Genomic DNA, 16,828 nt, shown 5'->3' on the forward strand with positions numbered 1-16,828 from the left:
TTCTTATTGGGGCATTTATAAGTCTTCGGCAGAAGCCATAAGCTCTGCTATATCCATTACTGCAATGGCTCCTTCTTTCTCTTTATTCTTTACACCATCCGTCATCATAGTATTGCAAAACGGGCACCCAGCGGCAATAATTTCCGGCTGTGTTTCCAATGCCTGTTCGGTTCGCTCTATATTAACGTCCTTATTGCCTTTTTCCGGCTCCTTGAACATTTGGGCACCACCGGCACCACAACATAGTCCTTTTTCCTTACAGCTTTTCATTTCTATAAGCTCTGCATCCAATTTACGGATCAAATCCCGGGGAGCTTCATAAACATTGTTGGCCCTACCTAAATAGCACGGATCATGATAGGTTATACGCTTACCTTTAAATTTTCCGCCTTCCAAAGTAATTCTTCCATCTTCAAAAAGCTTTTTCAAGAATTGCGTATGATGAACCACCTCGTAATGACCGCCCAAACCGGGGTATTCATTTTTAATGGTGTTAAAGCAATGCGGACAGGCCGTAACTATTTTGTTAATCCCATAGGCATTCATCACCTCTATATTGGTGACTGCCTGCATTTGGAACAAAAACTCGTTCCCCGCTCTTTTTGCCGGGTCTCCGGTACAGCTTTCTTCGGTTCCCAAAACGGCAAAAGAAACATTTGCCTTATTCAACAATTGAACAAATGCTTTGGTTATCTTTTTTGCCCTATCGTCAAAACTACCTGCGCAGCCAACCCAAAACAAAACTTCGGGTTTTTGACCTGCAGCAAAAAGCTCTGCCATTGTTGGAACTTTTAATTCGTTCGCCATTCTATAAAATTCAAGTTCTATAAATTATTCTAGTGTCCTTAAAAGACTATACCTATTCTTCTTTAGCCCAATTTAATCGGTCCATTTGGTTAAAAGGCCAAGGAGCGCCATTGTTCTCTACGTTACCCATCATATTATTGAGGTCCGTAGGAGCGGCAGATTCCTCCATTACCAAGTATTGACGCATATCCATAATTATAGAAAGCGGATCAATGCTTACCGGGCAAGCTTGTACACATGCATTACAAGTAGTACACGCCCAAAGTTCTTCTCGGGTAATATAACCATCCAAAAGTTGCTTTCCGTCATCAACAAATTGGCCTTTATTGGCATCTATATTTTTGCCTACCTCTTCCAACCTGTCCCTGGTGTCCATCATTATCTTTCTAGGAGATAGCTTTTTTCCTGTCTGGTTTGCAGGACATTCATCAGTACAACGGCCACACTCGGTACACGTGTAAGAGTTTAACAGTTGCACCCAACTCAGATCCATAACATCCGAAGCCCCAAATTTAGCCGGTTCGGCAGACTCTTCTTCTGCCGGAGCAGCAAAAGGATCGGCAGACGGGTCCATCATTAATTTGACTTCTGCCGTTACCGCATCTAAATTTTTAAATTCCCCTTTAGGAGCCAACTTACCATAGTAGGTATTTGGAAAAGCCAAGAGAATATGCAAATGTTTGGAGTAATACAAATAATTTAAAAAGCATAGAATTCCAATAATATGCAACCACCAAGCAGTTCTTTCCAAAATAATTAAAGAACTCATTGACATTCCTTCAAAAAGTGGTGCTATAAACTGACTTACAGGAAACATGCCGGCTTCCGTATAGTGTGCAGCACCCATCTGTTGCAACTGGTAATCAGCACCGTTCATGGTCAAAAAAAGCACCATTAACACAAATTCTATATAAAGAATAAGGTTACCATCTTTTTTAGGCCAACCGGTCATTTCCGGTTTTAAGAATCTTTTAATCCGGACAATATTTCTACGAATCCAGAAAACGGTTACAGCCACAATAACCAAAAAAGCCAATATTTCAAACGAACCTATTAAAATATCGTAAACTGTACCGAATGGGGCAAAAAGACGATGTGTTCCTAAAAGACCGTCCAAAATAATTTCTACGACTTCAATATTTATGATAATGAAACCCACATAGACGATAATATGAAGGAAACCCGCAATAGGACGAACGACCATTTTGGTCTGCCCCAAGGCTATCATGGCCATATTTTTCCATCTCTGCCCTGTATTATCGGACACATCAACATCTTTACCCAGCTTAATATTTCTGGACAGACGTTTTACATTCCTCGCAAAGAAGCCAATACCGGCTACGAGTACGATTAAAAATAAAATATTGGGTAAGTATTCCATTTATTGTTCAGTTTGTTGAGGGTTGGCCGGGTCTTCTTCAGGAAGTTCATATTCCTTTTGCTTTTTACCAAAAACAGAAACATTTACATATCGTTTCGGGTTTAAACGAAAATCCTGTAACAACAAATCTAATTCTCTAGATGCATTGTTAAAATTATTGTACAATTCTTCGTCCTTCATGAGCTTACCTAATGTACCGTCTCCCTTTTCTATATTGGCCATCAGTTTATTTAAATTGCCCATAGTAGACTCAAGATTTGCCAATGTACGTCCTAAGCCTGCGTTATTCAATGAATCGGACAGTTTAGCAAAATTGGATGTCAATGTTTCAAAATTATCCAAAGACTCATTCAATCTACTCTCATTACTGCTCAAAATTCTGTTAAGCACTTCGGCACTTTTTTGAAAACTAGCTACGGTACTGTTCAATCCGCTTAAAGTTTCCCTTAAATCTCTTTTGGCCTTATCATCCAGAACTTCGTTTACGTTCATAAGCAAACTATCTGCATTCGTAACCGCGCCTTCTACTTTTTGTTGCAGAGGAGTAAGTTGTTTTTGGACCAATTGTGTAAGCCCCAATTGAATTCTACTTGGTAAAGTATCTCCCGTTTTTGCCATGGGAGCACCATCAAAAACAGGTTTTATCTGAATACCCTTACCTCCTATAATACCTGTGTCATAGAGTTCTGCGGTACTATTTTTAGAAAAATCGAAATCGCTCTTAATAAAAAGTTCCACCGATAAATCTCCGCTTTCATCTTTAAATTTCACACCGGTAACGTTTCCCACCACAAAACCATTTATGGTTACCGGAGTCCCTACTTGTAGGCCTCCAACTTCCTTATAAACAGCATTTAAAGTTTTACCATCTTCAAACAATGGCGACGATTTTAAGTAGCTAAAACCTAAGATGAACAACAGTATACCGCCTATAACGATAATTCCTGTTTTGATTTCCCTGGATAGTTTCAAAAGGATCGATTTTGGGTTAATGAGAGACTTTCATAAAGTTGAAGGTCTCTAACAAAATTAGAAATAAAATATGGAAGGTACTTATTTATTGCTGTGAAACCTACTTGAGGCTATCTTTAAAAGGTATACGCTTACCATCTCTATAGGCCACAATATATGATGTTTTATACCCTTTTAAATCGGCATTGGACTTCAACATTTTTGCTTCCTCTAGCGAACTTGTTTTACCATAAACATATCTAAACAGGTTTTTATAAGGCTCCTTTTCAACCCGGTTCAACCCATTAAAAGAGGAGGGTCGTAACGGAATATTTTTGGCGCTAGCCATAATTTGAACCTTATAGATAACATTAGATTTAGTTTTGGATGGTGTATCCGGTGCCTTCTGTTCTTTAGGCTCCTCTTTAACCGAAACCGCTTTTTCACCACTTTCTTTGGCCTCATCTATAATCTGAACCGCATTCTTTGTTTTTTCTTCTACTGCAACCTCGGTAGTCTTGGCCACAGACGGCTTATCTTCTATTTTCTTTGTTGCCACTTTTTTCTTAGCCGGACTTTCCTTTTTAGCTTTCTCTTCTTTTGCCGGTGCCTTAACAGCTTCCGGTTCTGGCACATCTGGAATGGTATTGGGTGTGAAATCCGCTATATTGGCCATCGCATTCTTTTTGTAGGTAAGAATAGCGTCTGCAATTGAAGTGGCCATTTCATTCTGACCTCTACTGGAATTGAGGTACGCACCTTCTTCTTTATTGGTCAAAAAACCAGTTTCTACCAATACACTTGGCATTACGGTCTGGTGTAAAACAATAAACCCGGCTTGTTTTACCTTTCTATCGGTACGTTTTAATTTATTGGAAAAATTATCTTGGATAGCTTTTGCCAAAGCAATGCTCTGATCCAAAAACTCTTCCTGCATAATGGTAAGACCTATAACAGATTCCGGAGAATTTATATCATAATCCGCATACTTAGCTTTATAATTGTCCTCTAGATAGATAACGGAATTCTCTTTCTTTGCAATCTCAAAATTCTGTTTATTGGCATGCAACCCCAAAACAAAGGTGCCGGCACCGTGTGCATTGGATGTATGAGAATCACAATGTACGGAAACAAAAAGGTCGGCATTTGCTTTGTTGGCTATTTGCCCTCGTTCATAAAGGTCTACAAATGTATCGTCATCTCGCGTGTAGATCACCTTTATATCCGGATTCTTCTCCAATTCCTTACCCGCTTTCAATACAATATTCAGTGCTATTTTCTTCTCCAAATAGCCGTTTCCAAGGTTGCCGGGATCATGACCACCATGACCTGCATCCAGCACCACAACGAACTTATCATTATCATTATCTTGGGCATTATTTTTGTGAAAAGAAGATAATAATAGTGTTAAAAAAACTATAGGAAATAAAAGAAACCGTCGTACGCGCATGTTCTCACTATGTTTATAAGCCTTCATTATGGTTAAATTTATGGTAACACCCTGTATGGGGAACGAAAAATATATGTAAGTTTGGACTCCGAAAATAAAGCCAAACGGTTACAAAAATAGGATATATAGCCTTGCAATCAAACAAACATCTTTTTCTTTTACTGGCATTGCTATTTGTTGGCACTTTCTCCTCACTTGCACAAGAAGATGGTATTATACCATTACCCATTAAGGCAGAAAAGGATACAATTATTGCGCCACTTTTTCCCGACCCGGCTAAAAAGGACAGTATTTCAGGGGACTCCACCGCATTAAAAAGAAAAAACGGAAATGATCCTCTTCTTCTAGATAAAATTAAATACAAGGCCAAGGATTACGTTAAACTTAGCCAAAAGGACCAAAAGATATACCTCTACAACGAAGCAGAAATCTATTATCAAGATACCGAGTTAAAGGCGGGTATCATTATAATGGATTATATAAAGAACGAGGTATATGCCGGCCGGATCAAAGATTCCCTCGGTAACTACACCCAACTCCCCTATTTTAAACAAGGAGACAATGAGGTAAGACCGGATAGTATCCGCTTTAATTTTGACACCCAAAAAGCGCTTATCTGGAATTCCAGAACCGAACAACAAGCAGGTCTTGGGCAATTGGGAAGCGATGCCATGAAGGTATATGCCGAAATCACAAAAAAAGAAAATGATTCGGTTTACTTTTTACACGAAGGAAAACTCACGACATCAACCGATACCGTAAATCCAGATTATTACATCCGTATTAGAAAGGCGAAGTTTGTCCCTAAAAAGAAGGTTATTGCCGGTTTCAGTAATCTTTACATAGCAGATGTTCCCACGCCCGTAGCATTGCCATTTGCCTATTTCCCCTTAACAGTTGGCCGATCCGCAGGTTTAATGATGCCTACATTCGGTAACGATCCGGACAGAGGTTACTTTTTACAGAACGGAGGGTATTATGTTCCTTTCTCCGATTATGCGGATATTACCCTTACGGGGGATTTCTATACTAACGGAAGCTATGGTTTTAGAACACAGAGTGTGTATACCAAACGCTATCGCTATCGTGGTAACGTAAACTTTAGGTATGAAAATCTAGTAACGAGTCAAAAAGGATTTGACGATTACAGCAATAGTAAGGTCTGGAACATTCAAATATCCCACTCCCAGGATACCAAAGCCAGCCCTAATTCACGTTTCTCGGCATCCGTAAACTTAGGAAGTAGTTCTTATTACCAAAACTCTTTAAACCAGGTTAACTTGCCTTTGACACAAAACAATAACCTGTCATCTTCTATCTCATATTCAAAGACATTTCCGGCCTATCCGTCCGTAAACATGAGCCTTACGGCCAGCCATTCGCAAAATACGAGTCCTACGGCCCGGGCCAATCCTGATCAGGACAACATACAAATGACATTGCCTACTTTTCAGGCCAGTATGGAACGTATATTTCCATTTGCAAAAAAGGACGGTATAAAAAAAGGCGTAATACAGAATATTAATTTTCAATATGATGTAAACGCTCGTAACTCTCTTACTACCAATGATGAGGATTTTCTAAAAGCGGCCATGTTCGATAATGCCAAAGTGGGCGCCAGACACAGAATCCCCATCAGCACCAACTTTAAAGTTGCCAAATTTTTTAGCGTTACTATGGGTGGTAGCTATGAAGACGTATGGACCCTGGAAACGTTTACCCAGCGGTACGAACTTGGTGAGGACGGCGCCATTGGCTCCGTAGTACGGGATACGATTTCCGGTTTTGACCGCTACAACAAATACAATATGAGTGCCAGCGTTGGAACTACCGTTTACGGTACTTTTAATTTTGGGGAAGACAAAAAAATTCAAGCACTTAGGCATGTTATGAGACCTTCGTTAAGTTACGGCTACTCCCCTTCCTTTGACCAGTTTTATGACGAATACCTCAATAATGATACTGGCGAAGTTGTACAGTACAGCCGTTTTGAGGGTACCTTAAACGGAGCTCCAAGCTTAGGGAAAAGTAATAGTCTTAGTTTTTCTTTGGCCAACACCTTGGAAGCTAAAGTGAGGGACAAGGATTCAACAGCCACCGAACCTAAAAAAGTTCCTATTCTTAGCAATTTTAATATTTCTACCGGATATAATTTTGAATCGGATTCCTTAAAACTAAGCCCACTTAGAATTAACGGTGGAACAAACATTCTAGACAATAAAATGTCCATTAACTTTTCCGCTGGGTTGGACCCCTACGCCATAGACAACAATGGCCGAAGAATAGAAAAGTTTAATATTGATAATGGAGGCAGCCTTTTTAGACTTACCCAGGCCAATCTTAATATTGGGTACTCTATAGACAGTGAAACCTTTTTTGGAAAAAAGGAGGATGAAGAAGAAGAAGAGGACGAAGATGAAGCCGGGGCGTACGATTATGTAGCACAAAGCGGTGGTAGGGATGACGACCTCTTTGGAAGGGCGGATAATTTTGATGACCGCCGTGGTGGGGACGATTACGACAGAGACGAAGATGAAGATATTGACAACCCGCGCTACGGGACAAAAATACCCTGGAATTTCAGGTTAGCTTATTCGGCCAGTTATTTCAATTCGGCCCGCCAGAACGAGTTTAGCAGCCACTCTCTAATGTTTTCAGGAGATATAGAACTTTCGCCGCGCTGGAAGGTTGGTGGCTCCAGTGGTTATGATTTCAAAAATAAAGGCTTCACCTTGACTCAATTGCGTTTTGAACGAGATCTTAAAAGTTTTAGAATGAACTTTAACTGGACTCCATTTGGACAATACTCCAGATGGTATTTCTTTATCGGTATAAAAAGTTCTATTCTTAGCGATTTGAAATGGGAAAACCGAAGTCAGCGTTAAGAAGCTAAATTCTTCACCGTTTCTTATTTATATTTGCTACCGTTGATGGCTTTGAGCCCAACCTTTTCCTTTTAAACCAAAATACATCATCATGAAAAAAATAATAAACACCACTAACGCCCCGGCCCCAATAGGACCTTACAATCAAGCAATTCTAAGCGGAGATACCCTATACGTTTCGGGACAAATACCCATTGACCCTGCCACAGGAGAGCTTGTTCAAGGAGATATTAAAAGAGAGGCTCGCCAATCTATGGAAAACTTAAAAGCGATACTTACGGAAGCTGATATGACTTTTGAAAACGTGGTGAAGAGTTCTATTTTCCTAGCGGACATGAATCAATTTTCAGAAGTAAACGAAGTTTACGGTTCCTATTTTGATAGCGAAACCGCTCCAGCCAGAGAAACCGTTGAAGTAGCCAATTTGCCCAAATTCGTAAATGTTGAAATTTCGGTGATAGCAGTGCGATAAAGCAAAACGGCCTTGGTTAATAACCAAGGCCGTTTTGCTTTCTTTATACAGATTGTTACAAGGTTTCCTTATGGAACTCCATAAGACCTTCAATTGGTCGTTGTCTGATAACCCCAACAATCAAATCATTACGTTCCAATACAGTTACCAGCTCATCTCTTAGGTAATGAGCAATACTTCCCACAAAGTTAATTGGCACCTTTGTAGCCAACTCAAACTGCATGATATAGTTGTTTACGAACTGCTGAAAACCTTTATCAATCACACCTTTGCAATAAGGATGATTTTTATTCTCAACTAAAAAACGGGCAAACGTGGCCAAATATGTATTTGGGTTAGGCTGCTTGTACAGGTTTTCCTTTATTACATCAGCATCCAAATCATATTCCTTGGCAAATCTGATTCCTAAATCTTGCGGCATTTTGTGGAAATAGTAATCCCTTATCAACTTTCTTCCAAAAAAGTTACCACTACCATCATCCATAGGGATATAGCCTAACGAAGTTACTTTCTGGAACAACTGATGCCCATCATAATAGCTGCAATTAGAACCCGTTCCCAGAATACAGACTATACCTTGATGACCAATTTTTGTTGTAGAGAAAATAGCTGCGTAGGTATCTTCTTTAACATCGGCCTTTGCATTTGGAAAAAACTCTTTAAAGATTTCCCTAAGGAAACTCTTCATACGCTCCGTTCCACATCCTGCGCCATAGAAATGCAATCTAGAAACCTTATCCCTGTTTTTAGAAAGTTCAAAATTATTGGCCAGTCTATCTTCTATTACTTCTCTTGTCAATACTTCAGGGCTTAACCCTAACGTTTGGGTCAAAAACAACTGATTTCCCTTTTCGTCCAAGGCAATCCAGTCCGATTTTGTGGCCCCACTATCTACAATTAAAATCATAATGTTCTTTTAAAAAAATAATCCTGAAAATAAGCAAATTTTTGCCCACTCTCAGGATTACCATTAGTAATATTCAAAAAAATTACAAACTAGCAACGTGCTGAGCTAAATCTACCATTTTGTTAGAAAAACCAGCTTCGTTATCGTACCAGCAAATTAATTTGAAGAACTTAGAGTTTAATTCAATACCGGCACCGGCATCAAAAATACTTGTACGTTTATCACTTACGAAATCCTGAGAAACAAGAGCCTCTTCAGTATATCCTAGAACACCTTTCAACTCACCTTCAGAAGCTGCTTTAAAAGCTTTTTTGATTTCTTCGTAAGAAGTTTCCTTTTCAAGACGAACCGTTAAATCTACTACAGAAACATCTGCTGTTGGAACTCTAAAGGCCATACCTGTAAGTTTACCTTCTAATGCAGGAATAACTTTAGTTACCGCTTTAGCAGCACCAGTAGACGCAGGAATAATATTCAACATAGCACTTCTACCACCTCTCCAGTCTTTTCTAGAAGGACCATCAACAGTCATTTGTGTTGCAGTAGTAGCGTGAACTGTAGTCATCAAAGCCTCTTCAATACCAAAGTTATCGTTCAATACTTTGGCCATAGGAGCTAAACAGTTAGTAGTACAAGATGCATTGGACACAATAGTGTTTGAAGCTTTCACTTCTTTATGGTTAACACCCATTACGAACATTGGCGCATCTTTAGACGGAGCAGAGATAACTACTTTTTTAGCACCACCATCAATATGGTATTGTGCAGTTTCCAAAGTTGTAAAAATACCGGTACATTCAGCAACTATTTCGGCACCAACTGCATCCCACTTAATACTTTTAGGATCACGCTCTGCTGTAATTCTTACAGTTTTACCGTTAACGATCAAGTTACCATCTTGAACATCAACAGTACCTTCGAACTTACCGTGTACGGAATCATACTTTAAAAGGTAGGCCAAGTGCTCAACATCCAACAAATCATTGATGGCAACCACATCTACACCTTCTCTTCTTACAGTTTCTCTAAAGACCAATCTTCCGATACGGCCAAATCCGTTAATTCCTATTTTTAAATCTGACATGTTCTATTGTTTTGAATTTAATTATGTTGTCATTATTTCTGAAACCCTAATAAGCTCCTTATCTATTTTAGTATGCCCTTTAATGGCCTTACTGATAGGAGTTAATATAATTTTGTTGTTCTGGATACCCACCATAAAATTGGTCTGGCCTTCCAACAAACTTTCCACAGCCTTTACACCCATTCTACTGGCCAGCACCCTGTCATAACAAGATGGTGCACCACCACGTTGCATGTGTCCTAATACGGACACTCTTACATCGTATATGGGTAAATGCTCCTCTACATATTCTTTAAGCTCAAAGACACTTTTTCCAATTTTATCACCTTCGGCAACAACTACAATACTAGAAGATTTTCCGGATTTTTTGCTGCGCTTTAACGATTCTAACAAACGCTCAAGACCACGATTAGCTTCTGGAATAAGAATTTCTTCCGCTCCTGCGCCAACTCCCGTATTTAAAGCAATATGCCCAACATCCCTACCCATAACTTCTACAAAGAAAAGTCGGTTATGAGAACTGGCCGTATCCCTAATTTTATCGATTACTTCTACGACAGTATTCATAGCCGTATCAAAGCCAACCGTATTGGAAGTACCGAATATGTCATTATCTATTGTTCCGGGAATACCTATTACAGGAAAATGATATTCTTGGTTGAATACCATGGCACCGGTAAAACTACCGTCTCCACCTATAACCACAAATGCATCAATACCTTCTGCCTGCAATTGCTCATACGCTTTTTTCCTGCCTTCTGGCGTTCTAAAGTCGTCACAACGTGCAGATTTAAGAATGGTACCACCCTTATTTATAATGTTGTTAACGCTTCTTGCGTCCATTGGCTTAAAATCCCCCTCTATCATGCCCTGATATCCTCTGTAGATACCTACGCAATCTACTTTCATATAGGCACATGTTCTAACAACTGAGCGTATTGCTGCGTTCATGCCGGGGGAATCTCCGCCAGAAGTTAAAACACCTATTTTTTTTATTTCTGAAGCCATTAAAAAAAACTAAGTCGCAAAACTAACAAACTTATTTGAATTCCAACTGTCTTATCCTTCTAATTTAACGTCATGATAACTTAGCTCACATTTTCTTAGTTTTTTCTTTAAATTATAACAAACTTATACTTTAAAACCCCTGTATATTGAGAATGCCGTAAAATGAGGTTTTCCTCCAAACTATAACGTTTTCGAGAATTTTTAGTGATTTCACTGGCGTAAAATAACCCATCTGCAGTTGAGGTTAATGGGCGTAATTTTTTGCATAAACGGTTTTATTTTAGCCGTTTATCCTTGGGGTAAAATTTTATTAAACTATCCTTACCCATTACCGAACTAGGGACTTGATCTGGTTTCGGAATTTTCTTTTTTGGTTCTTCCTTCTTTAAAATATTTTTGAAAAGCTCTCTAAAACTATTAAAATCCACCTCATAAGATATACCTACACCCTGCGTATACCCCAATCTATCCGCCAGATATTCCTGTATTTCATTTTCCCTATTAAAAAACTTGGCACTAAGCGTACCTTCTTCGTTCAGTAGCAACTGAATTTCAAAATTACCGGCCACGACGGTTTCCGTAGTACCACCAACAGGAACCCCAACTTTTCCATTAAAAAGCAAACGGTCACTTATTTGTGTAGATACCGTAACCCCTATTCTATTTTCGGTTTGATAATCTGCACTCCTGTCCAGAATACCTTGCTCATAGGACAGCCCCAAATTAAATTTGTCATTATCACCCAAAACTTGGTTTAAAAGACCTGATGCAGATTGTAACAAATTACCAGTTACCGCTTGCTGGTCTATACCCGTCTGATCATTTACAAATGAACCTTGGGCCAACAAAAACAATGCATTTCTTTCCTCTACCGTGGGATCCTGTAAACGATACTCCAGCTCTGACTGCACTATAGAGTTAGTTCCTGGAAAATCTATATTAAATTCAATATCTGGACTCTCAAGATCATCTGTTAGCTTAATAACAACCTCGGTTGCTATACGACGGGTATAACCAGGGTTATCCAATAAAGGAGCTGGATTGGCATTTAAAGCATATACGGCCTCAAGGTCCAGAGTAGCTTTTAAAGGTTCACGATCCCATACAATGGTTCCACCAGGTTTCACCTGAAAAGTCTTGTTGATGACCCCTCCAAATTTATAATTGTACTCTCCTTCAACTACAACAAAATCGCCATACATTTCAAAAGCCCCCCTAGTATTGATACGGATCAACAAAATTCCCACTCCGCTGCCCTTTAAGGAGCTTCCGGTTTTGGTATCGGTTACGATCTCTACCTCGGCATCTGGGGTAACATCTAAATCAAAAGTAAGCTCCAACCCCTGAAATTCATCAAGAACACGTTCTTCCTCTACATGGTTCAACTTGTTTTTTTCAACAAAATTGATAAATGAATAATCTCCAATAGACGCCACATCGCTCAACGGAATCTTTAACGAGGTGCCCCTAGCGGTTTTACCTTCTACTTTTATATTCAATGCTTTTGTTGGCCCAAAAATTCTACCCTTACCATCTAAATAACCGGTTCCGTAGTATAAAACCTCCTCTTCAAAATCTGTGTTTAAAATTAAAAGGCGGTCATTCTTGGTATCAACATTTAAATCTAAAAGCCAATTATCAAAAAAGGAATGACTGATCGTGCCATCTAATGTGGCTTTTGTCTTTTTATCTACATCGGTAATTCTGATCTGGTCAAAATCAAAAGTTTGTTTATCCAGATTTACCCTAGAATTGGCCGCAAAATCATAATCTACGTTCAAATAAGGTATTCCCAGTCCGGCCTTGTCCAATGTAAGCGTTCCGCTGAATTCCGGATTATCCACAGGCCCCTGTATACGGGCATTACCACTAACAAAACCTCGGATATGACTAATAATATCCTCTCCCAAGGGCGCAAAGGGCTCTAAATCAAACTTATCCAAACTCACCAATAAATTGGCCTTGGGCATATCTTCTTTGTTATTGATATTACCTACCACGCTGAGTTTTTCAATGCCTTTGTTCGTAATTTGCGAATTTACCGCGAACTCCGTTAAATCTTTGTTCCCAACAATGCCCACGGTTAAATCACCCAAACGCATATCGTTAATGGAAAAATCCTCTACAGCAAGGTTAGAAGATGGCAAGTAGATATTGTCTTTTTGTAGAATATTGAGGGTACCGTTAACTTCACCCTGCAGCTTTAAACTGTCTATTGCAGGAGTGATTTTATTAAGCGAAACGATTTTAAATTGAAGTTGTAAGTCCTTGTAAGTGGAATCTGCCAACTGCCCTTTGAGCCTAATTTGCTCTTGAGCACTATTGTTCATTACAATCTCCCGAATATCAATACTATCCAACGTACGGTTGACGACTACCTTATTTTTATTATCACCATCCTTATTAAGAATCCATTTGTTCCCTTTAAAATTAACATCCGAAGTTTTAAGACCTATAACGGATTTATTATCCTTATTAAACGTGTGGTAAAAATTGAGATTATAACTATCATTTAGATCACTACCGCCTTTAAATTCCGTTCTAAAGAACAGCGTATCTTTTAAAGTAGTGTTGATTAAATTGAAATCCTTTACATCATAATAGTTCGTAGAAAGGTCGCTTACAGAGATATACGTATTAAATAGCGGGTTCTTGTTATCTATTTTAACATCAATATTATCCGCTTCATTACCAAAAGCAACTATACTAGGCGATTTAAAAGTGAGTTTAAAATCTCCTTCATCTGCTACTATATTTCCTTTTATAAATGTATTAGGGTCAAATTTCACTTCTGGAAAAAAGACATCTACAATTTTATTGTAAATCTTGAAGTTAAAAGCAAGCGTTTGCCCATCCGAAATATTAAAAGGCCTATAGTTGGTATAGATACTACCCAGGGAATTCTGAACCAATCGCCCAAGCTCGGCAACTTTAAAACGCCCTTTCATGTACCCGGTTATAATATCCGGTGAATTGATATCTATAACCCTATCACCATTAGCCTCAAAAGCGGAAGACACCTTAAAATCTTCAAAATAATAAGTATCGTTCTTATTCTGAAAAATGGTTTTTGTAAACTTAATGTCGCCCACCAGATTATCCAAAGTGTTTCCGGTGACATCCATATTTACGTTACCCTTAAATATAGAAATGCTGTCCTTAATGAAATTCAACTTGTTCAAATCTGCATAGTCTACAGACGCTATAAAGTTGAAATCATTTCGGTTTTCACCAAAATCTGCAAGTCCTTTAAAACTGAATTTGACATTCTCATCATTACTCAACAAGGTACCATCAAACAACTGCTCTTTTAGTATTCCCGAAACTTTAAGATCATTATACTCGTAATTATTGAACTCTACGGAATACACTTCACCTATCACCTCTGTATTCAAGGTCTCTTGTACAAAGCCTTTCCCTTCTACATTAAAATCCAGAGAGGTTTTACCCAGCTTTTTATTCTCGGCAAAATCGCCCAGATCAAAGTCTATTAGCGACACAAAACCTTTATACGTAGCATTATCTATATTATTTATTTCCGAAAGCTCAAGATCGGCATAACTACTACCAATAGCGGTATTCAGGTTTACCTTGGCATCTATGGAATTTTCTGTGATAACCGCATCACCACGTATAGTAAACTGCCCCAATTTTTGAAACGAAGACGGTAAGGATTTACCCAAAATATTTGGCATTAGCGCCCGTAACTCATAATAACTAGAAGTTACGTTTTTCATATCTGCACGCATAATGAAAGGCATTTTCCGCACAAATAAATTCTTAAAGTTAAAATCACCCCTAATGCCCGTGTTATCAGATTGCAAGAAAAGCTCGTTGGCGTTCAAATCATTAAGAACACCACTTATTTTAGATGAAAAATTAACCTCCTTGCCTCTCCCGAACTGATCATAAAGCAAATTTATTTCATCAAAAGCCACGGCAGACTCCGTAAACTCAGCAGTAAGATTCACCTTGTTCAGAAAATCGGCAAAATCCTTACGCTCATAATTAAAAACCAAATCGCCCTTTAAATGCGAGCCTACCGTCTGTATCCGCAATGAATCAAAACGCATCTGTTGCTTGGTATATTTAAACTCGGTAGACATTTGTTTTACATCAATACCTCTTTGACTATTAAATGCCATGGTATTGATTTTAGCAGAAACTTCTGGACCTAAAATCTGAAAATCCGTAGCGCCAATATTGAGCTCCTCAAAATCCAACAAAAGTTCGTTCTCAAAATTCTCGTCTATTAGTTTAAATGTACTGTTCTGGATATCAACATTGGAAGAAGAGAAAAAGAACGGGTCCGTTCCCGGTTTACGTGGTTTTCCGTCATCAAACTTGTCAATGAATACCTCAAGATTAGTATTCCTGTTATCTAAATAGGTTTTTAGCTTAAAATCCAGCTCATCTATTTTAATATCTCCAAATTCCAATTTACCCTTGCTTAAATTACGCATACTAAGGATGGAAGTAGTGAGCTGGTTTACGTAAAAAAGTGTGTCTTTTTGATAATCTTCAATATACACGCCTTCTAAGTTGGTGTCCCAAGTAATTAAGGAAATACGGAGCTTATCAATATTTATACTGGTACCAAAGTCCTTGTTAATGGTATCTGTGGCATACTTAGCAAAACTTGTCTGAACAAAAGGCAACGAGAGGATGACCGTACCCAAAATACAGATCAGCACGAGTACCATCATGGTTCTAATCAGTATTTTTCTAAGTTTTTTGATAGGTCTTTATGTTTTACCTTTGCGATGTCAACTTTTATTCCAAACTCGGTGAAAAACGAAACTATTTATATTCTTGCTATTGAATCTTCTTGCGACGACACTTCCGCTGCTGTTTTAAGCAATAAAAAAGTGCTCAGTAATGTAACGGCCACTCAAAAGATTCACGAGGAATACGGCGGTGTTGTACCAGAACTTGCCTCACGGGCTCACCAACAAAACATTGTTCCGGTAGTACACCAAGCTTTGAATAAAGCAAATATCGACAAAAAACTAGTATCTGCCATAGCTTTTACACGCGGCCCTGGATTGATGGGTTCACTTCTTGTTGGAACCTCCTTTGCCAAGTCTCTTTCATTAGGCCTTAATGTACCCCTAATTGAGGTAAACCACATGCAAGCACACATCTTGGCGCACTTTATTGAAGGCCAACCAGATGGCACTCCGGAGTTTCCGTTTTTGGCCATGACCATTAGTGGCGGACACACGCAAATTGTTCTTGTAAGAGACCATTTTGACATGGAAATACTAGGCGAAACCCTAGATGACGCAGTGGGTGAAGCTTTTGATAAAAGCGCTAAAATTTTAGGTCTGCCCTACCCCGGAGGCCCATTAGTTGATAAATATGCACAAGAGGGAAACCCTAAGGCGTTTCCTTTTCCAAAACCTAAAGTTGACGGCCTTAATTTTAGTTTTAGCGGATTAAAAACGAGCATATTATATTTTATCCAAAGAGAAACGGCCCAAAACCCCAATTTTGTTGAAGAAAATCTAAAGGATATTTGTGCCTCCATCCAAAAAACAATCATTAACGTTTTGATGGATAAGCTAAAAAAAGCTGTGGAACAGACCGGTATTACGCAAATTGCCATTGGAGGTGGCGTTAGTGCCAATTCCGGAATAAGAAATGCACTTAAAATGGCCGAAAAAAATAGAGGATGGAAAACCTTTATACCAAAGTTTGAGTATTGTACGGATAACGCAGCAATGATTGGTATTGTAGGTCACCTAAAGTACAAACAAAATGTATTTGCAAAACAGGATGTTTCCGCTAAGGCGCGTTACGTTATTTCCAGCAAGTAAATAACAGTGTTCATTTTTTTCTTGTGCCCAAGTACAACCTAAGCCTCTAAAATTGTTTATACAT

11 protein-coding genes are annotated in these 16,828 nt (G+C 38.8%); 3 read left to right on the forward strand and 8 right to left on the reverse strand.

Annotated features, from left to right (window positions below; all coding sequences use genetic code 11):
* Positions 1-15 precede the first annotated feature (15 nt).
* The 4 genes from SJY45_RS05760 to SJY45_RS05775 all read right to left on the reverse strand — a co-directional run bounded on the left by SJY45_RS05760 (position 16) and on the right by SJY45_RS05775 (position 4,616).
* Positions 16-807: a (Fe-S)-binding protein gene (locus SJY45_RS05760; RefSeq protein WP_215439949.1), complete on the reverse strand. Its 792-nt coding sequence runs from the start codon at positions 805-807 to the stop codon at positions 16-18.
* Between the two features lie 52 nt (positions 808-859).
* Entirely contained in the window at positions 860-2,188 is a 1,329-nt protein-coding gene (locus SJY45_RS05765) for a 4Fe-4S dicluster domain-containing protein (protein WP_400073613.1), read from the reverse strand.
* Complete coding sequence (locus SJY45_RS05770) at positions 2,189-3,160, reverse strand: MlaD family protein (protein ID WP_400073614.1); 972 nt, start codon at positions 3,158-3,160, stop codon at positions 2,189-2,191.
* Between the two features lie 100 nt (positions 3,161-3,260).
* Positions 3,261-4,616 carry an N-acetylmuramoyl-L-alanine amidase gene (locus tag SJY45_RS05775; protein ID WP_400073615.1) on the reverse strand — a complete coding sequence of 452 codons (1,356 nt, stop codon included), beginning with the start codon at positions 4,614-4,616 and terminating at the stop codon, positions 3,261-3,263.
* 104 nt (positions 4,617-4,720) lie between these two features.
* Between SJY45_RS05775 and SJY45_RS05780 the strand changes: the two genes are divergently transcribed.
* Together SJY45_RS05780 and SJY45_RS05785 are read left to right on the forward strand one after the other, a co-directional pair.
* Positions 4,721-7,474 (forward strand): putative LPS assembly protein LptD, encoded by a 2,754-nt coding sequence (locus SJY45_RS05780; RefSeq protein ID WP_400073616.1) that lies wholly within the window; start codon positions 4,721-4,723, stop codon positions 7,472-7,474.
* A 91-nt stretch (positions 7,475-7,565) separates the two neighbouring features.
* Entirely contained in the window at positions 7,566-7,946 is a 381-nt protein-coding gene (locus SJY45_RS05785; RefSeq protein WP_400073617.1) for a RidA family protein, read from the forward strand.
* 55 nt (positions 7,947-8,001) lie between these two features.
* Here SJY45_RS05785 and SJY45_RS05790 read toward each other — a convergent pair whose 3' ends face one another.
* The 4 genes from SJY45_RS05790 to SJY45_RS05805 all read right to left on the reverse strand — a co-directional run bounded on the left by SJY45_RS05790 (position 8,002) and on the right by SJY45_RS05805 (position 15,651).
* Complete coding sequence (locus SJY45_RS05790) at positions 8,002-8,853, reverse strand: N-acetylglucosamine kinase (RefSeq protein ID WP_303406255.1); 852 nt, start codon at positions 8,851-8,853, stop codon at positions 8,002-8,004.
* An 82-nt stretch (positions 8,854-8,935) separates the two neighbouring features.
* Positions 8,936-9,937, reverse strand: coding sequence for a type I glyceraldehyde-3-phosphate dehydrogenase (gene gap, locus SJY45_RS05795; protein ID WP_215439938.1), 1,002 nt, complete (start codon positions 9,935-9,937; stop codon positions 8,936-8,938).
* Positions 9,938-9,958: 21 nt separating this feature from the next.
* Positions 9,959-10,945: a 6-phosphofructokinase gene (gene pfkA / locus SJY45_RS05800; RefSeq protein ID WP_215914265.1), complete on the reverse strand. Its 987-nt coding sequence runs from the start codon at positions 10,943-10,945 to the stop codon at positions 9,959-9,961.
* 275 nt (positions 10,946-11,220) lie between these two features.
* Positions 11,221-15,651, reverse strand: a complete 4,431-nt coding sequence (locus tag SJY45_RS05805) for a translocation/assembly module TamB domain-containing protein (RefSeq protein ID WP_400073618.1) — start codon at positions 15,649-15,651, stop codon at positions 11,221-11,223.
* A 57-nt stretch (positions 15,652-15,708) separates the two neighbouring features.
* Between SJY45_RS05805 and tsaD the strand changes: the two genes are divergently transcribed.
* Positions 15,709-16,764, forward strand: a complete 1,056-nt coding sequence (gene tsaD / locus SJY45_RS05810) for a tRNA (adenosine(37)-N6)-threonylcarbamoyltransferase complex transferase subunit TsaD (protein WP_400073619.1) — start codon at positions 15,709-15,711, stop codon at positions 16,762-16,764.
* Positions 16,765-16,828 lie beyond the last annotated feature (64 nt).

It is taken from the genome of Zobellia russellii (genome assembly GCF_044597075.1).
Taxonomy (GTDB): domain Bacteria; phylum Bacteroidota; class Bacteroidia; order Flavobacteriales; family Flavobacteriaceae; genus Zobellia; species Zobellia russellii.